Origin of the sequence: Nonomuraea deserti (genome assembly GCF_004348685.1) — a bacterium.
Classification (GTDB): Bacteria; Actinomycetota; Actinomycetes; order Streptosporangiales; family Streptosporangiaceae; genus Nonomuraea; species Nonomuraea deserti.
Genome location: NZ_SMKO01000185.1, coordinates 1 through 21,778, shown reverse-complemented (window position 1 = coordinate 21,778; position 21,778 = coordinate 1). Strand labels below are relative to the sequence as shown.

At 70.0% G+C, this 21,778-nt stretch carries 20 protein-coding genes and 1 rRNA gene; 7 read left to right on the top strand and 14 right to left on the bottom strand.

Annotated elements, in window-relative coordinates; translation table 11 throughout:
- Positions 1 to 557, bottom strand: a 557-nt coding sequence (locus tag E1292_RS40690; protein ID WP_181958374.1) for a PucR family transcriptional regulator ligand-binding domain-containing protein, incomplete at its 3' end; no start/stop codon positions are given.
- 520 nt (positions 558 to 1,077) lie between these two features.
- Between E1292_RS40690 and gabT the strand changes: the two genes are divergently transcribed.
- Positions 1,078 to 2,406 carry a 4-aminobutyrate--2-oxoglutarate transaminase gene (gene gabT / locus E1292_RS40685; protein WP_132604290.1) on the top strand — a complete coding sequence of 443 codons (1,329 nt, stop codon included), beginning with the start codon at positions 1,078 to 1,080 and terminating at the stop codon, positions 2,404 to 2,406.
- A 160-nt stretch (positions 2,407 to 2,566) separates the two neighbouring features.
- Positions 2,567 to 2,821, top strand: coding sequence for a hypothetical protein (locus E1292_RS40680; RefSeq protein ID WP_439331945.1), 255 nt, complete (start codon positions 2,567 to 2,569; stop codon positions 2,819 to 2,821).
- 209 nt (positions 2,822 to 3,030) lie between these two features.
- Here E1292_RS40680 and E1292_RS40675 read toward each other — a convergent pair whose 3' ends face one another.
- The 10 genes from E1292_RS40675 to E1292_RS40630 all read right to left on the bottom strand — a co-directional run bounded on the left by E1292_RS40675 (position 3,031) and on the right by E1292_RS40630 (position 14,406).
- Positions 3,031 to 4,149 carry an extracellular solute-binding protein gene (locus E1292_RS40675; RefSeq protein ID WP_132604287.1) on the bottom strand — a complete coding sequence of 373 codons (1,119 nt, stop codon included), beginning with the start codon at positions 4,147 to 4,149 and terminating at the stop codon, positions 3,031 to 3,033.
- Between the two features lie 84 nt (positions 4,150 to 4,233).
- Positions 4,234 to 5,739 (bottom strand): CoA-acylating methylmalonate-semialdehyde dehydrogenase, encoded by a 1,506-nt coding sequence (locus tag E1292_RS40670; protein ID WP_132604284.1) that lies wholly within the window; start codon positions 5,737 to 5,739, stop codon positions 4,234 to 4,236.
- Positions 5,736 to 7,016 carry an aspartate aminotransferase family protein gene (locus tag E1292_RS40665; RefSeq protein WP_132604281.1) on the bottom strand — a complete coding sequence of 427 codons (1,281 nt, stop codon included), beginning with the start codon at positions 7,014 to 7,016 and terminating at the stop codon, positions 5,736 to 5,738. The genes E1292_RS40670 and E1292_RS40665 overlap by 4 nt, the downstream gene beginning before the upstream one ends.
- Before the next feature lie 172 nt (positions 7,017 to 7,188).
- Positions 7,189 to 8,409: a cytochrome P450 family protein gene (locus E1292_RS40660; RefSeq protein ID WP_132604278.1), complete on the bottom strand. Its 1,221-nt coding sequence runs from the start codon at positions 8,407 to 8,409 to the stop codon at positions 7,189 to 7,191.
- Positions 8,313 to 9,638 (bottom strand): cytochrome P450 family protein, encoded by a 1,326-nt coding sequence (locus E1292_RS40655; protein ID WP_181958373.1) that lies wholly within the window; start codon positions 9,636 to 9,638, stop codon positions 8,313 to 8,315. The genes E1292_RS40660 and E1292_RS40655 overlap by 97 nt, the downstream gene beginning before the upstream one ends.
- Positions 9,635 to 10,213: a GTP-binding protein gene (locus E1292_RS40650; protein ID WP_132604275.1), complete on the bottom strand. Its 579-nt coding sequence runs from the start codon at positions 10,211 to 10,213 to the stop codon at positions 9,635 to 9,637. Before E1292_RS40650 ends, E1292_RS40655 begins: the two co-directional genes overlap by 4 nt.
- Positions 10,194 to 10,505, bottom strand: coding sequence for a DUF742 domain-containing protein (locus E1292_RS40645; protein ID WP_132604272.1), 312 nt, complete (start codon positions 10,503 to 10,505; stop codon positions 10,194 to 10,196). The genes E1292_RS40650 and E1292_RS40645 overlap by 20 nt, the downstream gene beginning before the upstream one ends.
- A 38-nt stretch (positions 10,506 to 10,543) precedes the next feature.
- The gene (locus E1292_RS40640; protein WP_132604269.1) at positions 10,544 to 10,999 is read right to left on the bottom strand and encodes a roadblock/LC7 domain-containing protein; all 456 of its coding nucleotides are present in this window, start codon (positions 10,997 to 10,999) and stop codon (positions 10,544 to 10,546) included.
- 7 nt (positions 11,000 to 11,006) lie between these two features.
- Entirely contained in the window at positions 11,007 to 12,512 is a 1,506-nt protein-coding gene (locus E1292_RS40635) for an ATP-binding protein (protein ID WP_132604266.1), read from the bottom strand.
- Between the two features lie 424 nt (positions 12,513 to 12,936).
- Complete coding sequence (locus tag E1292_RS40630) at positions 12,937 to 14,406, bottom strand: MFS transporter (RefSeq protein ID WP_132604263.1); 1,470 nt, start codon at positions 14,404 to 14,406, stop codon at positions 12,937 to 12,939.
- Positions 14,407 to 14,460: 54 nt separating this feature from the next.
- On the opposite strand from E1292_RS40630, the gene E1292_RS40625 reads away from it, so the two are divergent.
- The 4 genes from E1292_RS40625 to E1292_RS40610 all read left to right on the top strand — a co-directional run bounded on the left by E1292_RS40625 (position 14,461) and on the right by E1292_RS40610 (position 18,897).
- Entirely contained in the window at positions 14,461 to 15,162 is a 702-nt protein-coding gene (locus tag E1292_RS40625) for a TetR/AcrR family transcriptional regulator C-terminal domain-containing protein (protein ID WP_132604260.1), read from the top strand.
- Positions 15,163 to 15,175: 13 nt separating this feature from the next.
- Positions 15,176 to 16,804, top strand: coding sequence for an AMP-binding protein (locus E1292_RS40620; RefSeq protein WP_132604257.1), 1,629 nt, complete (start codon positions 15,176 to 15,178; stop codon positions 16,802 to 16,804).
- Positions 16,805 to 16,869: 65 nt separating this feature from the next.
- Positions 16,870 to 18,486, top strand: coding sequence for a PucR family transcriptional regulator (locus E1292_RS40615; RefSeq protein WP_132604254.1), 1,617 nt, complete (start codon positions 16,870 to 16,872; stop codon positions 18,484 to 18,486).
- A 27-nt stretch (positions 18,487 to 18,513) separates the two neighbouring features.
- On the top strand, positions 18,514 to 18,897 hold the full coding sequence (locus E1292_RS40610) for a cupin domain-containing protein (RefSeq protein ID WP_132604251.1): 384 nt from the start codon (positions 18,514 to 18,516) through the stop codon (positions 18,895 to 18,897).
- Between the two features lie 135 nt (positions 18,898 to 19,032).
- Here E1292_RS40610 and E1292_RS56220 read toward each other — a convergent pair whose 3' ends face one another.
- On the bottom strand, positions 19,033 to 19,383 hold the full coding sequence (locus E1292_RS56220) for a tryptophan--tRNA ligase (RefSeq protein ID WP_281284134.1): 351 nt from the start codon (positions 19,381 to 19,383) through the stop codon (positions 19,033 to 19,035).
- Positions 19,383 to 19,649: a hypothetical protein gene (locus E1292_RS56215; RefSeq protein WP_281284133.1), complete on the bottom strand. Its 267-nt coding sequence runs from the start codon at positions 19,647 to 19,649 to the stop codon at positions 19,383 to 19,385. Before E1292_RS56215 ends, E1292_RS56220 begins: the two co-directional genes overlap by 1 nt.
- A gap of 360 nt (positions 19,650 to 20,009) precedes the next feature.
- Here E1292_RS56215 and E1292_RS40600 point away from each other — a divergent pair, with 360 nt between their 5' ends.
- Positions 20,010 to 21,488 (top strand): phosphodiester glycosidase family protein, encoded by a 1,479-nt coding sequence (locus E1292_RS40600; protein WP_132604248.1) that lies wholly within the window; start codon positions 20,010 to 20,012, stop codon positions 21,486 to 21,488.
- 170 nt (positions 21,489 to 21,658) lie between these two features.
- On the opposite strand, the gene rrf is transcribed toward E1292_RS40600, so the two are convergent.
- Positions 21,659 to 21,775: ribosomal RNA gene (rrf, locus tag E1292_RS40595) — 5S ribosomal RNA — on the bottom strand.
- Positions 21,776 to 21,778 lie beyond the last annotated feature (3 nt).

Below are 21,778 nucleotides of genomic sequence, written 5' to 3'. Positions count from 1 at the left end.
GGGTCCTGGGGGCGGGCGCCCCGGAGGCGGGCGAGTTCGGCGGTCACCGCGCCCGTCCTGGCACCGCGCGTGGCGTGACGTACCTCGCCCGACTCGTCCAGCAGCGCGGCCCAGCCGCCGACCTCCTTGGCGAGCCGGTCGATGACCGCGTACATGCCCTCCGGTTGCAACGCGGCCCGCGTGAGCCGTCCCTGGGCGTCGAAGGCGCGGGTGATCTCCTCGTACTGCTCGGCGGCCAGCAGCTCGCTGACGGCCTTGCCGACGGCGATGAACGGGGTCTCGCGCGGCACCTCCAGCAGGGGCAGTCCGTGCTCCTCCGCGGCGGCGATCAGGGCGGCGGGCACCTCTTCGTGCGAGACCCCGACGCCGAAGCCGAGGCCGGCCACGCCGCGAGCGACCAGTCGGGCGACATATCCGGATAGGTCGCCCGCCATCCGCATCCCCGTCGTAAGCAGCAGTTCCCCACCCTCCAGGTACGGAGTCGGATCCGCGAGCTCGCTGACCGCCACCCACCGCACCGGCACGTCCAGCGCACCCGCGCCGGACCGCTCGCCCACCGAGGCCCCCTGCCCGGACCGATCACCCGACCGACCCTGCCCGGACCGATCACCCGACCGACCCAATTCAGGCCGGTCATCCGGACGACCCAGCGCGGACCGGTCACCCGGCTGACCCTGTCCCGACCATTCACCCGGCTGACCCTGTCCCGACCATTCACCCGGCTGACCCTGTCCCGACCATTCACCCGGCTGACCCTGTCCGGACCGGTCGCCTCGACGGCCGGGCACCGGCTGGTGGCCCTGCCCACCCGACGCGTCCGCCGCCGAACCGCCGGAAGACGGGCCGCCGGAAGACGGCAGCGCAGAGGACGGGCGGTCGGGACTAGGGCGGTCGGAGGACGGACGGTCGGAAGACGGGTGGGCGGTTGTGCCGGCGAGGGGCCGGAGGTGCATGCGGCGCACCACGGTCCGTAGTGAAGGCGGCATGTGGGTTTTGTCCATTCTGGCGAAAACGACCGCCTTCAGTTTGACATATCGACATATCGGCGCAGGTGAGAGGCCGCCGTAGCGTCGGGGCATGAGCATTCCCCAGGAGCGACGCGTCGTGACCGCGATCCCAGGCCCCAAGTCGCAGGAGTTGCTGGCCCGCAAGCAGGCCGCCGTCCCGCCCGGCATCGGCACGACGCTGCCGGTCTTCGTCACCCGCGCGGGCGGTGGCGTGCTCCAGGACGCCGACGGGAACTCGCTGATCGACTTCGGCTCCGGCATCGCCGTGACCAGCGTGGGCAACGCCGCGCCCAAGGTCGTCGAACGCGTCCGGCGGCAGGTCGCCGACTTCACCCACACCTGTTTCATGGTCACCCCGTACGAGTCGTACGTGCGGGTGTGCGAGAAGCTCAACGAGCTGACCCCCGGCGACCACGACAAGCGCACGCTGCTGGTGAGCTCGGGCGCCGAGGCCGTGGAGAACGCCGTCAAGATCGCCCGGCACGCCACCGGCAGACCGGCCGTCGTGGTGTTCGACCATGGTTACCACGGCCGCACGCTGCTCACGATGACGCTGACGGCCAAGAACATGCCGTACAAGGAGGGGTTCGGCCCGTTCGCGCCGGAGGTCTACCGTGTGCCGCTGGCGTACCCGTTCCGCTGGCCGTCCGGACCGGACAACTGCGCCGAGGAGGCCGCGGAGCAGGCCATCGACATGATCACCAAGCAGGTCGGCCCGGACAACGTGGCTGCCGTGGTGATAGAGCCGATCGCGGGCGAGGGCGGCTTCATCGTTCCCGCCAGGGGTTTCCTGCCGCGCATCGCGGAGTTCTGCAAGGCCAACGGCATCCTGTTCGTGGCCGACGAGGTGCAGACCGGGTTCGCGCGCACCGGCACGCTGTTCGCCTGCGAGGACGAGGGCATCGTGCCCGACATCATCACCACCGCGAAGGGCATCGCGGGCGGCCTGCCGCTGGCGGGCGTGACCGGGCGCGCGGAGATCATGGACAAGGTGCACGCCGGCGGCCTCGGCGGCACGTACGGCGGCAACCCGCTCGCCTGCGAGGCCGCTCTGGGCGTCCTGGAGACCATCGAGGAGGAGGATCTGGTCGCCAGGGCCCGGCGCATCGGCGACATCATGCTGCCCCGGCTCAGGGCGCTCCAGGAGCGCTTCGACGTGATCGGCGACGTGCGCGGGCGCGGCGCGATGATCGCCATCGAGCTGGTCGAGCCGGGCACCAAGGAGCCGAACCCGGCCGCCGTCCAGGAGATCGTCCGGCGCTGCCACGCGGAGGGCCTGCTGGTGCTCACGGCGGGCACGTACGGCAACGTGCTGCGCTTCCTGCCGCCGCTGGTCATCCCCGAGCACCTGCTCGAGGAAGGGCTCGGCATCCTGGAGAAGGCGATCGCCGAACTATAGAACAAACCCATCCGAATCGGGCACCCGGCTTGCGGCTGGATGCCCGATTTTGTTGGTGTAACAGCCGTCGACCGGGTAGAGAATTCACCCTGACTTGACGCTCTGCTAGACGATCACGGCCACGGTCAGGGTTATAACGGTTCCGGTATACGGATGGGCGATGGCTGCGGGAAGCGTGATGAACTGGGGTTCCACCAAAACGGCGGCGCGGAGCATGGTGACGTTCGACCCTGAGGGACTGACCTGGGCCCAGCGTGACGGCGACGCCTGTGTCGTCTGCCACAAACGCTGGCCTCGGCCGCGCATGAGGGTCGGCCGGTTGCCCGACGACTCTCCGGTCCTGGCCTGCGGCGACTGCGCCGAAGCGCTCCTGCCCGCTCCCGCGGCCACCGTCGTGGCCTTCCCGTCCCGCTGAACAGGCAGCCCTGCTGAGCGAACAGTCCCGCCCAGCAGACAGCCCTGCCGAGCAGGCAGCCAGCTGAACCGTCAGCCCCGCTGAACGGTCCCCGGGCAGCGAGACGCCCCGGGACAGGGGGAAGGCCCAGGGCGTCTCTGCAGGTCACGCCCAGCGGGGGGAGGGGGCGCGCCCGCGGCACAGCACGTCAGGTCCGGCGCCTCCGCTCCTCACTCGGCGAGCTCGCGCCACCGTTCGGTCCAGGCGTCATAGTCGGTACATTCCCCGCAAGCGGGCGGCCGTACCGCGAAGACCACGTGGTCGAGCTTCTTGTCCTCGCCGGCGCCGTACGCCTCGCACATCTGCCTGGCGCGCCCCTTGCACGCCTTGTCGTTGGCCGGAGCCAGCCCCACCCACGCGGCGGCGTCGCGCTGCGCGTCGGGCGCGGTCACCCAGTTGAGCCACCGGTAGGCGCAGGTGGTGTCGGGCACGTTCGCGCCGAGCATCCAGGAGTCGACCCAGCCGGTGGTCTCGCGGGTCCGCACGGCCTTGATCGGCTTTCCCGCCTTCTGCAGCAACATCCGGTAGTAGGGAGTGGCCTGGGCATAGTCGAGCGACCCGGTGGCGAACCCCTTGACCAGGTCGATCGGGTTACGCCAGTAGACGCGGTCCTTGTTGCGTTCCAGCATCGCCATCGTCTCGTCGAGCTGCTTCTCGGTCAGCTCGTACGGCTCGTCCGCCGAGCCGGCCGCCATGGCCGCGTCGGCGATCGTCAGCGGGGTGTCCCTGAGCGCCACCCGCTCGGAGGCGAACACCTGCCGGAGGTCGCCGCCCTCGACCCGCCCCGAGTCGTAGATGAACTCGTGGTAGCCCCACAGATAGGGCACGCCGTAGACCTTGCCCGACACGGTGGACATGTCGCGGAAGCGCTCGTCGATGTCGTCGTAGCCGGCGACCTTGGCCGGGTCGATGGCCTGCACCTGCTTGTCCGCGATCAGGCCGGCCGCCAGCACCGGCCCGGCGGAGATCACGTCGTAGGGACGCTGGGTGACCTTCTCGGCCATCTCCTCGGAGGTCTGCACGGTGTCGAGCTTCGCGATCCGGCAGCCGGTCTCCTTCTCGAACGCGCCCGTCCAGTTGACCTTGGGGCTGGTGCCGCCGTACTCGGCGTAGCCCCGGTAGGTGAGGATCTGCAGCGTGCCGTCGCTCTGCGTCGCCGTCGGGCTGGCGGTGGGGCTGGCGCTCGGGCTCGGCGGAGGGCTCGGCGCCGGTGTGGGCCGCGCCGCTCCCATGCCGACGACCAGCGCCGATGCGGCGATCGCCAGGGCATAAGTGCGACGACGATCCACGATGTCCCCCCTTGTCCGTCTGCTGGGAGCTTACCGGGGAGCGGGACGGGAGGGACGCGCATCTCTCCCGTCCGGAATCGCGGGTTACCCGTTCGTGGGGAAGCCCAGGTTCACGCCGCCGTGCGAGGGGTCGAGCCAGCGGGACGTGACGACCTTGCCCCGGGTGTAGAAGTGCACGCCCTCGGTGCCGTGCACGTGCGTGTCGCCGAACAGCGAGGACTTCCAGCCGCCGAAGCTGTAGAAGGCCATCGGCACCGGGATGGGCACGTTGATGCCGACCATGCCGACCTCGACCTCGTTCTGGAAACGCCGGGCGGCGCCGCCGTCGTTGGTGAAGATCGCGGTGCCGTTGCCGTACTCGCCGCCGTTGATCAGCTCCAGGCCCTCCTCGTACGAGCCGACGCGCACGATCGACAACACCGGGCCGAAGATCTCGTCGTGGTGCGTACGCGAGCCCGGAGGGACGTGGTCGAGCACCGTCGGTCCGAGCCAGAAGCCGGGCGTCTCGACGGCCTTGCCGCCGCCGAGCACCGCCGTCTCGCGGCCGTCGACGACCAGCTTGGCGCCCTCCTCGACGCCCAGGTCGAGGTAGGAGGCGACCTTGTCGCGGTGCGCCTCGGTGACCAGCGGCCCCATCTGCGACTTCGGGTCGTCGCCCGGGCCGACCACCAGCCGGCCGACCCGTTCGACGATCTTCTCCACCAGCTCGTCGCCGACCGGGTCCACCGCCAGCACGACCGAGATCGCCATGCAGCGTTCCCCCGCCGAGCCGAACCCGGCCGACACCGCCGAGTCGGCCACCAGGTCGAGGTCGGCGTCGGGAAGCACGAGCATGTGGTTCTTGGCGCCGCCGAGCGCCTGCACCCGCTTGCCGTGCGCGGTGCCCGTCTCGTAGACGTAGCGCGCGATCGGGGTGGAGCCGACGAAGGAGACGCCGCGCACGCCGGGGTGCTCCAGCAGCCGGTCCACGGCGACCTTGTCGCCCTGCACGACGTTGAACGCGCCGTCGGGCAGCCCCGCCTCCTGCCAGAGCCGGGCCATCAGCAGCGACGCCGAGGGGTCCTTCTCCGAAGGCTTGAGCACGAACGTGTTCCCGCACGCGATCGCGATCGGGTACATCCACATCGGCACCATGGCGGGGAAGTTGAACGGCGTGATCCCGGCCACCACGCCCAGCGGCTGGCGGATGGAGTAGGAGTCGACCCGGGTCGAGACGCCCTCGGAGAAGCCGCCCTTGAGCAGGTGCGGGATGCCGCAGGCGAACTCCACGACCTCCAGGCCCCTGGACACCTCGCCGAGCGCGTCGGAGTGCACCTTGCCGTGCTCGGACGAGATCAGCGCCGCCAGCTCGTCGCGGTGGGCGTACATGAGCTCGCGGAAGCGGAACAGCACCTGCGACCGCTTCGTCAGCGACGCGTCCCGCCAGGCGGGGAACGCGGCCGTCGCGGCCGCCACGGCCGCGTCCACGTCCGCCGCCGACGCCAGCGCCACGTGGCCGCTGACCTCGCCGGTGGCGGGGTCGAAGATCTCGGCGGTACGGTCGTCGCCGTCCGCGAGCGCTCCGTTGATCCAGTGCTTGACCGACTTCACTGAGCTGCTGCCTCTGCGTTGATGGTTTCCAGTGCGGTGACGATGATGCCGAGCCCTTCGACGGCCTCGTCCACCGTGAGGGTGAGGGGCGGCGCCATGCGGATGGCGTTGCCGTACAGGCCGCCCTTGCCCGCCAGCAGGCCCGCCTTCTTGGTCTCCTCCATGAAGCGCGACGCCTGCGCGGGGCTCTCGAGTTCGACGGCGAACATCAGGCCCTTGCCCCGCACCTCCTTGACCACGGGCAGCCGCTCGGCCGCCTCTTTGAGCCCGTTGATGATGATGGCGCCGGTACGCGCCGCGTTGGCCTGCAGGTCGTGGTCGAGCACGAAGTCGAGGGTGGCGTTGGCGGCGGCCATGGAGATCGGGTTGCCTCCGAACGTCGACAGGCCCACCGCGTGCGGGGCGTCCATCAGGTCGCCGCGCGCCACGACGCCGCCGACGGCGAAGCCGTTGCCCAGCCCCTTGGCGAACGTGAGCATGTCGGGGGTGACGCCGTGGTTCCGGATGCCGAAGAACGCGCTGCCCGTGCGTCCCCACCCCGTCTGCACCTCGTCCGAGATGAACAGGATGCCCTGCTCGTCGAGCACCTCCTTGTACGCGGCGAACAGCCCGTCGGGGGCCATCGTGAACCCGCCCACGCCCTGGATCGGCTCGGCGATCAGCGCGGCCACGTCGTTGGAGACGGAGGTGGCCAGCACGTGGCGCAGGTCGTCCACGCACGCCTTGACGTAGTCGGCGTCCGACAGGCCCTTGAACTGGGTGAGGTGCCGGTCGGTGCCGTGCAGGAAGTGCACGTTGAGCGGGGAGAGCGAGTTGTTCTTCCACGCCCGGTTGGCGGTGACGCTGATCGCGCCGAAGCTGCGCCCGTGGTAGCTCTGCCGCATGGCGAACACCTGGTCGCTCTTGCGCGCGTACGTGGCCAGCAGCAGGGCGGTCTCGTTGGCCTCGGTGCCGGAGTTGGTGAAGAAGACCTTGGCGTCGGGGATGCCGGAGAGCCGCGCGATCTTCTCGGCGAGCTCGACCTGGCCGCGCAGCAGGTAGGCGGTGCTGGTGTGCACCACGCCCGTGGCGAGCTGGCGTTCGACGGCTTCACGCACTTCGGGCACGTCGTACCCGATCATGTTGGTCAGGATGCCGGCGAAGAAGTCGAGATAGCTCTTGCCGTCGCCGTCGATGACGCGGTTGCCCTTGCCGCTGACGATCTCGATGGGCTCGGTGTAGTTGAGGGCCAGCCAGGCAGGCATCACTGCCCGATGGCGCGCGAGAAGCTCCGACATGCTCCCGAGTATTCCTGTTTCGCCCTCATCCTCCTATCTCCAGAGTGTCGGCGTAGCAGGAAATCGGGTTACACACTGTAACTGCGCTCTTGAAGGCCCTACCGCGAGCGGCTCCGCCGAGCCCGGCAGGAGACGGTGGAGGCAGGGGCGGGCCGGCCCCTGCCTCCGCGGGTCAGCGGCGCAGCAGGAGCGGCAGGCTGCCCCAGCCGTGCGCGATGAAGGACGGGACGTGTGGCAGCTCGCTCTCCTTCACGGCCAGCCGGAGGTCCGGGAACCGGGAGAACAGCGCGGGCAGGGCGGTGAGCGCCTCCTGGCGGGCGAGCGGAGCCCCGATGCAGCGGTGCACGCCGATGCCGAAGGCCAAGTGCTCACCGTGTTCCTTGGTCGGGTCGAACCGGTCGGCCTCCTGGCCGTGCTGGTCGGGGTCGTGCCCGGCCGCCAGGTAGCTGGTGATGATCGCGTCGCCCGCCTCGATCCGTACCCCGCCGATCTCGATCGCCTCGATGGCGAACCGCAGCGGCAGGTTGGCGATCGACGGCGACCAGCGCAGCGTCTCCTCGATCACCGCGGACCAGGAAATTTCTCCCGACAGGACCCCCTTGAGGTGGTCCGGATGGGTGAGCAGGGCGTGCACCGCGTTGCCGATCAGGTTGACGGTGGTCTCGTGCCCGGCCGCGATGAGGAGCAGCAGGGTGTCGCGCAACTCGTCGTCGCTGAGCGAGTCGCCGCTGTCGCGCACGTTGATCAGCTCGGTGGTCAGGTCGTCGCCCGGGTGCTCGCGCTTGTAGGCGACCAGGGCGGGCAGCACGGTGGCGATCTGGACGGCCGTGGCCTCCGCCTGCTCCGGGGTGGCGGTGGTGTCCATGATGGCCTCCATCACCTGGGCCATCTCCGTCCGCATGTGCGCGGGAACGCCGAACAGTTCACAGATCACCCGCATCGGCAGCGGGTGGGCGAAGGCGCTGCGGAGATCGACGGGCCGGCCCGGAGGCTGCGCGTCCATGGCGTCCAGCAGCTCAGCGACGATGCCCTCGACGATCGGCTGCATGGCCTTGGTACGGCGCGCGGTGAAGCTCGGGGCGATCAGCTTGCGCAGCCGCCGGTGCTCGTCGCCATAGGCGCTGAGCATGTTGGACACGCCGATCCAGGTCATGATCCACCGCCAGCCCGGCTCGGCGAGCGCCTCGGGCAGCCGCCGCCAGTGCCGCTTGTCCTTGCTCACCAGCGGATCGAGGATCAGCTGCTTGAGCAGGTCGTGCCGGGTGACCGCCCAGGCCGGGATGCCTCCGGCGAGCTCTACGAGGACCAGGGGGCCGAGGTCACGTAGTCGGCGGACCTCGCCGGGGAGGTCGGAGCCGAAGGGGTCGAGGACGACAGGGGCTGCATTGCCCACGGAGAATCTCCTGGTTGGTCGGGGCGGATCGGGGTGAAACTCACCGGCAGGTGCGCCAGCGCGCGATGGAACGGGCCGGGTCGCCACGGCAGCTCCTCGCGGGGCACGGTCAGTTCGAGGTCGCACAGGTGAGAGGTCAGGCGTTCGATCGCGGTCATGGCGATGAGCACGGCCGGGTCGCTGGCCGGGCAGCGGTGCGCCCCCGCGCCGAAGCCCAGGTACGCGCCGCCGTCGGAGCGCAGCTCCTCGGGAACTCTGGTGGGCTCGGTGTTGGCCGCGGCGTACGAGACGAGGACCAGCTCGGCCGGCTGGATCCAGGTGCCGTGGAAGTGCACGGGCTGGCGCACGAAGTACGGGCCGTAGTTCGACATCGCCGGCTCGGCGCGCAGGGCCTCCATGAGGGCGTCGTACGTGCTGAGCGCGCCGTTGGTGAGCGAGCTGAAGTAGCGGTCGTCGCTGACCATCCGGGAGATCGTGTTGGAGATCAGATTGGCCGTGGGCTCGTAGGCGGCGGCCACCACCAGCACGAGAGTCTCCCCCAGCTCCTCGGGCTGCAGCGCGGCCGGATGGTCGATGAGCCAGGAGGTCAGGTCGTCGCCCCGCTGGGCGTGCTTGGTCTGGATCAGCTCGCCGATGTAGCGGCTGAACGCCTCGCTGCCCCGCGCGCCCGTCTCACCGTCGGCCTCCATCATGTCCGACAGGGCCTGGGTCAGGCCCGCGCTGTCCGCGTCCGGACGCCCGAAGAGCCGGTTGAAGATGCGGACCGGGATGAGCCGGGCAAATTCGGCCACCAGGTCGGCCTCGCCCTTCGCGGCGAACTGGCTGATGAGCGAGTCCGACACCTCGCTCACCATCTTGCGCAGCTTGTGCGGCTGGATCTGCTCGAAGCAGTCGGAGATCACCTTCCGGTAGCGGGCGTGCTCGGCGCCGTCGGAGAACAGCGCGTTCGGCCGGCGGCCGAGCATGGCGATCGCCCCCGCGGCCTCCGGGGTGTCGGGGAGCCGCGCCTGCCAGGCGCTGGAGTTCTTGCTCCAGACGCCGCCGACGTTGGTGAGCACGTCCAGGGCGGCCCGGTAGCCGATCACCAGGTGGGCCTCGATGCTCGGGGCTATCTCCACGGGGGCGACCGCGCCATGCCGCACGCGCAGCTGCGCGTAGATCGCCTGCGGGTCTCTGGCGTACTCGGGCCCGTACAGGCGCCCGGCGTCGGGCATGTAGCGCAGGGTCATGACAGCACCAGCTCTCTGACGTGCTCCACCAGCGCGATCAGCGAGGCACGGGCGGAGGCGGGGTCGCGGGCGTCGCACACCATCAGCGGCGTGCGCGGGTCCAGGTCGAGCGCCTTGCGCACGGACTCCAACGGGTAGTCCGGCGAGTCGGGGAAATGGTTGACGGCCACCGCGTAGCGGATGCCGGCGTTCTCCACCAGGTCGAGGACGGCGAAGCTCTCGTCGATGCGGCGGGTGTCGGCCAGCACCAGTACCCCCAGCGCGCCGCGTACCAGCTCGTCCCACAGGACCTGGAAGCGGGTCTGTCCCGGCGCCCCGAACAGGTAGAGCACGGCCCCTGGCAGGGTGAGGCGGCCGAAGTCGATCGCGGTGGTCGTGGTGGTCTTGTCGCTCACGCCGGTGAGGTCGTCGACCAGCGTGCCCGCCTGGGTGAGCACTTCCTCCGTGTTGAGGGGCTTGATCTCCGAGAGCGCACTGACGATGGTCGTCTTGCCCACGCCGAACGGCCCTGCGATGACCAGCTTGACCGGGATGTGCTCGGCACTGACACGGCTGTCAGAGAGCGCGGAGGCCACTGAGTACCAACTCCAAGATCTCGATGTCGGGCAGGCTGGTGGCCACCGGCGGATTGCGGGTCAGCAGCGTTCCGCCGCCGACCAGTCCGGCGACCAGCAACCGCACCACGCAGTACGGGAGGCCGAGGTGCGCGGCGCACTCGTACACCGACAACGGCCCGTCCTGCAGCAGGGCCAGCAGATGCGACCCAGGTGGATCCAGTCCGTTGGTGGCGGCGTCGGGTGCGATGTAGACCAGGGTCGTGCGCTCGACATCGATGTGTTCGGGCACGGTCAGCCTCGCGGCGGCCATGTAATCCGGGACGACCCGCCGCCTTTGCCGTCCGGAGGTCACGTCCGGACGCCCGGCACCCTGGCCGCGCTGGCCTCGTCGAGAGCCTTGATCAGCTTCTGCACCTGCAGTTGCACCTCGTAGGCCAGCGCGCCGATGTTGACCGCTCCGGTGGCGGCGACCACGATGGCGGCGCGGTCGCCGGCCGGGGCGATGTAGTAGTAGCCGCTGCCGGCGGAGATGACGATGTCCTCCACCCCGTCGTCGGTGCCGCCGCTGAGGCCCTCGCACAGGGCGCGGGCGGCCCCCAGGACGGAGCTCGTCATGGCGGCGGCGCGCTCGCCGCTCTCCGTCGTCACATCGGCCGAGCCGCCGAGGATCAGCCCGTCACGGCTCAGCACCACACCTCGCGTGACTCCGGGCAGTGCCAGGAGAGGTGACAGGACCCAGGACACGTCGAGGGACAACGCGCGACCCTTGGTCGGAACACGGCTTGAAGCGCTGTGAGCGTCCATGGAACGGTCAATTCCCTTCGGTGGTGTCGTGCGGATCGGTCGGGAACGCTTCGCGGCGGCCCGCTTCAGCTCCGATCTGGAAGTCTCCCCACCGCTTCTGGGCTATCTCCGGGGTGGTGAGCGTGCGGCCGTCAGGGCCCGGCGAGCCGCCTCCGGCGGGCCCGGAGCCGGACGTGGGGCGCGGCGACTGGCGGCGGCGCTGCGGGAGCGGCGCCAGGTCATCCGCCGACCGTTGTTGCGGCGCCGTCACGAAGTCGGTTCCCGCGGCGGAGGAGACCGGCTCCAGCCGCGAAGCCGCCGGCAGGGGCTCCGGCTGGCCGGCCGGGACCGAGGCGCGGACGGGCTCGGGCGCCAGCACCGACGGCCGGGTGTTCTCCGGCATCTCCACCAGCAGGGCGGCGGGGACGGTCAGCACGGCCTGCACGCCGCCGAAGGCGCTCTTCTTGACCGTGACCTGCAGGCCGTAGTGCGCGGCCTGGTGGCCGATGGCGGCCCAGCCGGTGCGGGGCGGGTTGCCGAGGTCGACCAAGCGGATCGGCTGGGTGCCGCTCAGCAGGCGGGTGGCGCGGGCGTACTGCTCCTCGTTGAGGCCGACACCGGCGTCGTCGATCACGATGGCGGCGCCGCTGTTGGTCTCGTGCACGGCGATGGTCACCTTGAGCGTGCCGTAGGAGTGGTGGACCGCGTTGGCCAGCAGCTCGGCGGTGATGAACAGGATCGACTCCGCGGCGCGGGCGGCGACCCCGATCCGGCGGCGCAGGTGGTTGGCCGGGCCCTCGATGCGGTGCTCGAAGTTCTCCACCCGGGAGACGGCGCCCACCACCAGGTCCACCAGATACGTGTCGTCACGCGACAGCCCGGGCGTGGCCCCGCACGCGATGCCGGTCACCTGCACGCGACGGATGATCAGTTCGTTGAACATGTCCAGTCCCAGCACCTCGCGCAGGAGCGCCGTGTGCTCGTCGCCGCTGTAACGCTGTTGCACACCGGCGAGCAGGTCCTGGGCGCGCAGCGCCTGGGTCTGCACGCGGGACATCGCGCCTCTGATGACCGCCTGGGCCGCTTCGTCGACACGCTCGCCTTCCTCTCTGAGGCCGCGGGCGAACGCGTCGAGAAGGGCGCTGTGCTGCCTGTCGATGTCGGTGCCGGCGAGTGCCGGCTCCTGCACGCCGGGCACGACCACGTGGGGGGTGCGCAGGTGGGACAGCAGGGCGGGAATTCGCCTCGTGATCAGGTGCTCGGTCTCGGCGCGTACGAGGTCGTGCTGGGCGCGCGCTTCGCGCAGCTGCTCCGCGCTCTCCTGGATCTGGCGCTCCGCCTGGGCCAGCCGCTGCCGGCCGGCGCTGGACTCGTGCGTCCGATGCCGCTGTTCCTGACGGGCCTGACCGAGCTGCCCGCGGACATGGGCGAGATCGCGGCGTACGCGCAGGTGGAGGAGCACGACGCCCACGAGGGCGATGAGGAGGCCAAGGGCGATGAGCGTTATCGGGACGCTGAAGGAGTCTGGCGGCATGACAAGTCCTGAGGTCGAGGAGAGCCGACGGAATTTGTCAACCGCCGAAGAGTCTGCTAGCAGCGCGTGGCGGAATCAGCACAACGTCCGGCATGGACCAGGTCGGTATGGACCGCGCCTTCCCGCGACGTCGGCACGACTGCGTGCCTGGCGCGGCTCTGCCTGGGGCAGGGCGAGGCCAAGTGACATGGCATCCTCGGTCTCAGTCGAACGACGGTCAACGGTGCACCAGTATTCCCGTTTAGTCATGATAGTCAACCGCATGTAAAGGCGTAATTGCGTTGAGTTCATGCATATTGTCCGATTTTCCGGTTCGGCGGGGCCGAAGAATTTCCTGCCGCGGTGCCACCGCAAGCCAGGCAGGTCCGCTGACATCCAGCGGGCCTGCCTCGTTGCCCGGGACGGCCGGGGAGCCACGTGCCCGCTAGACCCCCTCGGCGGCGGGCTCGCGTGCCTCGACGGCGTCGGAGCCCGGGCCGGCGGCAGGCCGCAACACCGTGAACGCGAGCAGCGCCGCGGCCACGGTGAACCCGGCCCCCACCCACGACCCGACGTGCATCGCGGTGGTGAACGCCTCCCTGGCGGGCTCCACCATGCCGAGCCTGAACGCCTCACCGATCGACTCCTGAGCCGCCGCGGGCACGTCGGCGGGCATGGACGAGGTGAACACCCCGGCCAGCACGCTGCCCAGGACGGCGATGCTCAGGGCGAGGCCCACCTGCTGGACGGTGTCGTTGAGCGCCGAGCCGACACCCGCGTGCTCCAGCGGGATCGCCCCCATCAGCGACGCATACGCCGACGGCCCGGCCAGCCCCCCACCCGCGCCCATCAGCACGAGGGCGCACATCAGCGGCAGGTAGCCGGTGGTGCTCGCCATCACCACGAAGCCGGCGGCCATGACGAGCAGACCGCCCGAGATCAGCATCCGGTTACTCACCTTCTTCCCGAGCCCCGCCCCGATCCCGTTGAACAGCACTGCGGCGGCGGCCTGCGGCAGCATGGCGAGCCCGGCCTGCAGTTCGCCGTAGCCCAGTACGAACTGCAGGTACTGCGTCAGCATCAGCATGACGGCGCCGGCGCCGAACGACATGAGCAGGATCGAGAAGGAGGCGCCGCCGAAGTTGCGGTTCCTGAACAACGCCAGCGGCAACATCGGGTGTTCGGAGCGGCGCTCCCAGAGCACGAAGGCGGCCAGGGCGATCACGGCGAGGGCGATGATCAGCGGGTTCCACTCGCGTTCGATGATGACGTAGACGCCCGCGGTCAGGCCGACGATCGACAGCACCACGCCGACCGGGTCGATCTCCCGCCCGCCGCTGCGGGTCTCCGGCATCAGGACGTAGGCGGCGACGATGGCCCCCGCCGCGATCGGGATGTTCAGCAGGAAGACCGAGCCCCACCAGTAGTGCTCCAGCATGAAGCCGCCCAGCGTCGGCCCCGCGATCACGCCGAGCATGGCGACGCTGCCCCAGATGGCCATGGCCTTGCGCCGCTCGTCCTCCGCGAAGACGGTCATGAGGATGGACAGCGTCGAGGGCATCAGGATCGATCCGCCGACGCCCATCAGCGCCCGCGCGCCGATCACCTGCCACGGCTCGGTGGCCAGCACCGCGAGCAGCGACGCCCCGCCGAAGAAGGCCAGGCCGATGACCAGGAACCTCCTGCGCCCGTAGCGGTCGGACAGGCTGCCCGCGGTCAGCAGGAGGCCGGCGAAGACGAGCACGTAGGCGTCCAGAATCCACTGGATGTCGGAGTACGTGGCGCCGAGCTCCTCGATCAGCGACGGGATCGCCAGGTTGAGCACGGTGCCGTCCACGGTCAGCACCAGAAGCGAGAGGCACAGGACGACGAGAGTCCACCACCGGCGGGGGTCTCGTACAGTGTTCGAGTTCACTCGCACACTGTAGGACAATCTCGAACGGTGTGCGAGTGCCTTTATTCTTGGCGCATGACCGGCAAGCAGTTCACCTCCGTATGGATCCGCGAGCCGCGCAAGGCCACCAGTCCCGGCCGAAGTCGCGAGGAGATCGTCAGAGCCGCCGTGGAGATGCTCGACGGGGAAGGGCTCGGCGGGCTGAGCATGCGCAAGCTCGGTGCCAGGCTGAGCGCCGGCGCCACCAGCCTCTACTGGTACGTCGCCAACAAGGACGAGCTGCTGGAGCTGGCCTACGACGAGGTGTGGGCCGAGATGACCGTCCCCGACCCCGACCGGGTGGGCTGGCGCGACTCGGCCTCGGCCCTGGCCTACAGCATGCGCCGGGTGGTCCTGCGCCACCCGTGGTCGGCCGACCTCATCGGCCGCCTGCCCGCGCTCGGCCCGCACGCGATGGGCGTCGCGGACCGCATGCGCAAGATGTTCAGGGCGGCCGGGTTCACCGGGGTGGACATCGACTTCGCCAACGCGACGCTGACCGCATACGTGTTCGGCATGACGATCCCCGAGATCGCCTGGAACACCGCGATGGGCGACCAGGGATACGACGCCGGCGAGATGCGCGCCGCGGTCGCCAAGGCCGCCGCCGACCACCCCGACATGCTGGAGCGCATCAACATGGCCGGCTACGACGACCCGCAGGCGATGCGGGAGATGTGTTTCGACTTCGGGCTCGTGTCGGTGCTCGACGGCCTTGAGCGGCGGCTGGCGACGTAGCAGGATCCGAGACATGAGCGATTTCCGCGCCGCCCGTGACTTCCTTCTCGGCTCCGACCCCGACACCGCACGCCGCGACTTCCGCTGGCCGGAGCCGTCGGAGTTCAACTGGGCGCTCGACTGGTTCGACGGGGTGCTGGCCGCGGAGACGCCCGGCGCCGTCGCGCTGAAGATCGTCGGCGCGAGCAGCGCCTCCTACACTTTCGCCGAGCTGTCGGCCCGCTCCAACCAGGTCGCCAACTGGCTGCACCAGCAGGGCGTGCGGCGGGGCGACCGGATCCTGCTCATGCTGGGCAACCAGGCCGAGTTGTGGGAGTCGCTGCTGGCGGCGATGAAGCTGGGCGCGGTCATCATCCCCGCCACCACGCTGCTGACCGCGAAGGACATCACGGAGCGCGTCCAGCGCGGCGGCGTCGCCCATGTGATCGCCAACGCCGCCGACGCGGGCAAGTTCACGGGCGGCGAATACACGAAGATCGCCGTGGGCGACGCTTACACCTGGCTGTCCTACCACGAGGCGTACGAAGCGCCCGAGCACTTCGTCCCCGACGGGCCCACCCGGGCCCAGGACACGCTCCTTCTCTACTTCACCTCCGGCACGACCTCGCAGCCGAAGCTGGTCGAGCACACGCACGCCTCCTATCCGGCCGGGCACCTGTCGACCATGTTCTGGATCGGCCTCGAGCCGGGCGACGTGCACCTCAACGTGTCCTCCCCGGGCTGGGCGAAACACGCGTGGAGCAACGTGTTCGCCCCCTGGAACGCCGGCGCCACCGTGCTGATCCACGACTACCAGCGGTTCTCCGCCCGCGCCCTGCTGGAGGTGCTGCGGGACGAGCAGGTCACCACGTTCTGCGCGCCCCCGACCGTGTGGCGGATGCTCATCCAGGAGGAGCTCGCGGCCTGGCGGCTGCCGCTGCGCACGGCCGTGGCCGCCGGCGAGCCGCTCAACCCGGAGATCATCGACCAGGTGGCCAAGGCGTGGGGCATCACGATCAGGGACGGCTACGGGCAGACCGAGACCACCGCGCAGATCGGCAACGCGCCGGACGACCCGGTCAGGCCGGGCTCGATGGGGCGGCCGCTGCCGGGGTACGAGGTGGTGCTCATCGACCCGGTCTCGGGCGAGCAGGGCGACGACGGTGAGATCTGCCTGCCGCTGGACGACCGCCGCCCCCTGGGCCTCATGTCCGGATATGTCGGTGGATCTAGTGAAGCCATGCGCGGCGGTTTCTACCACACCGGCGACGTCGCCACCCGCGACCGGGACGGCTACATCACCTACGTCGGCCGGACCGACGACGTTTTCAAGGCCTCCGACTACCGCATCTCGCCGTTCGAACTGGAGAGCGTCCTGCTGGAGCACGCCGCCGTCGCGGAGGCCGCCGTGGTCCCCGCACCCGACCCGGTACGCCTGGCCGTGCCGAAGGCCTACGTGACGCTCGCGCCCGGCTTCGAACCGGACGAGGCGACCGCGCGGGCGATCTTCGAGCACTGCCGCCGGGAGCTGGCGCCGTTCAAGCGGATCCGGCGGCTGGAGTTCGACGAGCTGCCGAAGACCATCTCCGGCAAGATCCGGCGGGTTGAGCTGCGGGTACGCCGGCCCCGCCGCGAGTTCCGCGAGGAGGACCTGACGCCATGACAAGAGATCACAGTGTAAATCGCCCTTTACCCGTTCTTACAGGCTGATCAGCTAGGCTCTGCCCCGTGTTGCCCACCATCGCCGACGTCCTCGCCTTGGAGACCGTGCGCCGGGGCAACCCGCGCGTGGTCGCGGGCGCCGACCGGCTCGACACCAAGGTGCGGTGGGTGCACGTCGGCGAGATCGCCGACATCGCCCATCTCCTGCGGGGCGGGGAGCTCGTCCTCACCACGGGCGTCGCGCTCCCCGACGACCCGGAGAAGCTCGCCGACTACATCGGCGAGCTTTCCTCCGTGGGCGCCTCGGGCCTGATCGTGGAGCTGGGCCGCAAGTTCGTCCGCGAGCTGCCGCGCGCCGTGGTCAAGACCGCCGAGGAGCACGGCCTGCCGCTCGTCGTGCTGACCCGCGAGACGCCGTTCGTGCAGATCACCGAGTCCGTGCACGCCCGGATCATCGACATCCAGCTGGAGGAGCTGCGAGCCTCCGAGCAGCTGCACGAGGTCTTCACCGAGCTGTCGGTCGAAGGGGCCTCGCCCGCCGAGGTGCTGGCCCAGGTGGCCAGGCTGTCCGGCCGGCCCGTGCTGCTGGAGAACCTCGCCCACCAGGTGCTGGCCTGCGAGTCCGCCGGCCGCGACGCGGGCGCCCTGCTGGCCGGATGGGAGACCAGGTCCAGGGCGGTCGCCCCGGCCGAACGCACCGCGTACGACGCCGCCTCGGGATGGCTGGTCACCACGGTCGGCGCGCGCGGGCAGGACTGGGGGCGGCTGATCCTGATCTGCGACTCCTCGCCGAGCCCGCGCGACATGGTGCTGGCCGAGCGCGCCGCCACCACGCTCGCCCTGGGCCGCCTGCTGGAGCGCCACCAGGAGTCGCTCGAACGCCAGGCGCACGGCACGATCATCGCCGGCATCCTCACCCACGCCTACGCCGATCCCGAGGAGGCCGCCGCCCGCGCTCGCGCGGTCGGCGTGCCGCTCACCGGGCGCAAGCTGGTCAGCGTGGTCATCAGGCCGACCGACCCGGTGGACCAGGCGCTGGACGGCCAGGCGCTGCTCGGCGAGCTGGCCGAGGCGACCGCCGCCGCCTGCCGCGACGCGCGCCTGCCCGCCCTGGTGGGGGCGCTCGACCAGGAGCGCGTCGGGGTCCTGATGCCGCTGCCGCCGCGCGCCCAGGCCGAGCCGGCGCTGACCGCGCTGGCCGACCGGCTGCGCGTGTTGTGGCGGCCCGGCTCGGCGTTCGTGCTGGCGGCGGGCTCGCTGGTGGAGTCCGTCAGGGACGTACGCCGCAGCTTTCTCGAAGCCGAGCAGGTGGCCGACGTGGCCGTCCGCCAGCCGGACGGCCGGGCCTTCTACCGGCTGCCCGACCTGCGCCTGCGCGGCCTGCTCCACCTGCTGCGCGACGACGCGAGGCTGCAGACGTTCGCCGAGCGGGAGCTGGGCCCGCTGCTGGCCCACGACGCGCAGCGGGGCGGCGATCTCACCCGCATCCTGCGCATCTATCTCGACGCGGGCAGGAACAAGGCGGTAGCCGCGCAGAAGGCCCATCTGTCCAGGCCCGCCTTCTACGACCGCCTGCGCCGCCTCGAACGCATCCTGGACACCGACCTCGACGACGTCGAGTCCTGCCTGTCCCTCCATGTGGCCCTGCTGGCCCTGGAGTCCTTCCGCCGGGAGAACCGGTGAGCACCCCGATGTGCTGGAATGGGCGATATGTCTGATGTGTTGATGCCCGATCTGGCCGACCTCGGCCGCATGCTGGCCACCGCGGGAGCCTTCTCGGTGCCCGTCCACGACGTGCGGCTGACCCCTGACGAGCTCGATCCCGGCCAGATCGTGGCCGGCGAACCCACCGCCTCCTCACTGGAACTCGGCGGTGGCCGCGGCATCTGGGAGATCACGCCCGGCGTGGTGACGGACGTGGAGACCGACAAGATCTTCGTCGTACTGTCGGGCCGCGCCACGATCGCCGTCGAGGGCGGCACCACGATCGAGGTCGGCCCCGGCGACGTCGGGCTGCTGGCCGAGGGAGCCAGGACCACGTGGATCGTGCACGAGACACTCCGGAAGGTCTACCAGACCCGGCAACCCGCATAGGCCGGCCGTCACCCGACCACCCCGACCGACGCCGTGAGCCGGACCGTCCCTCGACGACGGCCCAGGCGACGTGCCGCTCGGCAACGTCGTACACGGGTGGACGACCACCAGCCCACCGACCTCTTCCCACGGCGCTCACCCTAGGGGGCCGACCGTGGTCGACGACGGCGTCCTGCCGGGAAAGGTCGGCCACACGCTGCTCGACCCGCCGAACCTCAACGACCGAGTCGCCGCGGACGACACGGACGGACGGGCGCCGCGGGCGGCACAGACGGCGCGGACGGCACACGGCGCGTGCCCTCGGAGCAGCGAGTGCTCCCCCATCATGGCTTCGGGCAGCGGGAACACCTCGCCGTACCGCTCGTTGAAGCGGCGCGCCACCAGTCGCGTCATCTCCACGTGCGGCAGCTGGTCCTTGCCGACGGGCACCAGCCTGCCCTTGCAGAAGAGGATGTCGGCCGCCTGGTGCACCGGATAGGTGAACATCAGCCCGCTGACCGCCCGCTGGAGCTGTGCGCGATCTCGTCCTTCACCGTGGGGTTGCGCTGCAGCTCGGCCACCGACACCAGACTGAGGAACGGCAGCAGCAACTGGTTCAGCTCGGGGACCGCGCTGTGCCGGAAGGTTGTGACCTTGGCCGGGTCGAGCCCGACGGCCAGGTAGTCGAGCAGCAGCTCGGTGATGTTCCGCTGGATCTTGCCGGGCAGGTCGCGGTCGGTGATCACCTGGTAGTCGGCGATCAGGACGTACATGGGGGGACGTCCTACGGTTCGACGCGATTGGCCAGCGAACCGAAATAGTGGCCCAGGTGCAGCGGCCCGGTCGGGCGGTCACCCGTGAGCACGACGTCTTTCATGGTGTCTCTCCTTAGGAATTTATGCCGTCCCGGAGAGGCCCCGCACGTTAGCCGGGCCGTCTCACGACGGCCCGGACATGGGGAATCAGTGGCCGTCTACGGGCCACCACCACATGCCGCTGTGTGTCATATCCGAATTGTATCCACTGGTGGTGTCAATCTCGTAACCTCTCCACTTCTTTCGCGTGTTCGCCTGCCCTGGAGACCTTGATCTCGTCAGGATGGTGCGGTCCTTTTACCGCCCTCTGGAGAATTCATGTCTCGACGCACCCTCGCCGGCGGCCTGGCCATAGCCGCGGCGCTCACCCTCACCACACTGCCGGTCGCGTCCGTCGCGGCCGAGCAGGCGTCGGTAAGGTTCCCGTCGGCCAAGTTCCCGCTGGGCAGCCGGCCCGCGGCGACCAAGAAGACGACGGCCGTGGCACAGGGCATCGATCTGTACGACGTGCAGGCGGGCACGTCGACCGACGGTTACACGGTGACCGTGCTGATGCCGTCGGGCCGCGACTACGGGACCCTCCCGACCGCCGAGGCCAAGGCGGTCGAGGTGGAGGCCGCCGGAGAAACGCCCAGCCTGCAGAAGGTGATCAGGCCCGGCGTCGCCGACGCCCCCTCGCAGACCGTGTACATGGTTCGGGTCGGCCTCTGGTCCTTCAAGGACAAGAAGAAGGCCGAGAAGACCGCCAAGAAGCTCAAGAAGGCCGACCTCAAGGTCAAGGTCGACTACCTCGGCGACGACGGCCTCGAAACCACGGGCCCCTGGAACGTCAAAGTCATCATGATCGACAGAAGGACCTTCCGCGGCTCGTACGTGGCCTCGCTCGGCAAGAGCGTGGCCAAGCGCGAGACCGTCTCGTCGATGGCCAAGGCGGGCAAGGCGCTGGTCGGCGTCAACGGCGGTTTCTTCAACATCCACACCGCCAAGGCGCTGCGCGGCGAGCCCGTCGGCGCGTCCGTGGTGAACGGCAGGCTCCTGAGCGAGGCCATTCCCGGCCGGTCGGCCGTGGTGCTCAGAGGCAGGTCCGCCAAGATCACCGAGCTGAAGACCACCGTGACCGCGATCTCGCAGGACGGCGAGAAGGCCGAGGTCAACGGCGTCAACCGGGCCGCCGCCACCGACGAGCTGGTCCTCTACACGGAGGAGTACGGCGCCAAGACCCCCACCGGCGGCACCGACGCCGTGATCGACGCCGACGGCAAGGTCGTCGGCCTGCGCACCTCCGGCGGCAAGATCATCAAGGGTATGCGGGTGCTGCACGGCAACGGCGTGGGCGCCGACTGGCTCAACCAGCATGCCTGGCAGGACTGGAAGGTGAAAATCGACACCAAGGTCGTCGACCTGCGCGCCAAGAAGGCACTCAAGCTGACCCCCGAGCTGAACGTCATCGCGGGCGGCGTCGGACTGGTGCGCAACGGCAAGGTCAAGATCACCGCCAAGCGTGACGGCCACGACTCGATGAACATGATCCTCCGCCGCCACCCGCGCACGCTCCTCGGCACCACCAAGAACGGCAGCCTCATCCTGGCCACCATCGACGGCCGGCAGCCCGGAGTGACGGTCGGCGCGAACTTCGTGGAGGCGGCCCAGTTCATGCGCTGGCTCGGCGCCAAGCAGGCCATCAATCTGGACGGGGGCGGCTCGACCGCGATGGTGGTCGGGAACAAGGTCGTCAACCGGCCCTCTGACGGGTCGGAACGCGGCATCGGCGACGCGCTCCTGGTCCTCCCCAAGTAACACCCGGAGCCACTCCCCAGAATCCGTCGTAGGGACCCGCGCCACCGCGCACGGGTCCCCACCGCAGTTGGAGTCATCAACTCGAAGGCGATGCTCCACCGGGCTCCCGGTCGAGCAACAAAAAAGAGGGGGTTTCGACGCGCTCGGCGTCGAAACCCCCTCAAAAAATTGTCCGGCGGTGACCTACTCTCCCACACCCTCCCGAGTGCAGTACCATCGGCGCAGAGAAGCTTAACTTCCGGGTTCGGAATGTAACCGGGTGTTTCCTTCCCGCCATAACCGCCGTAACC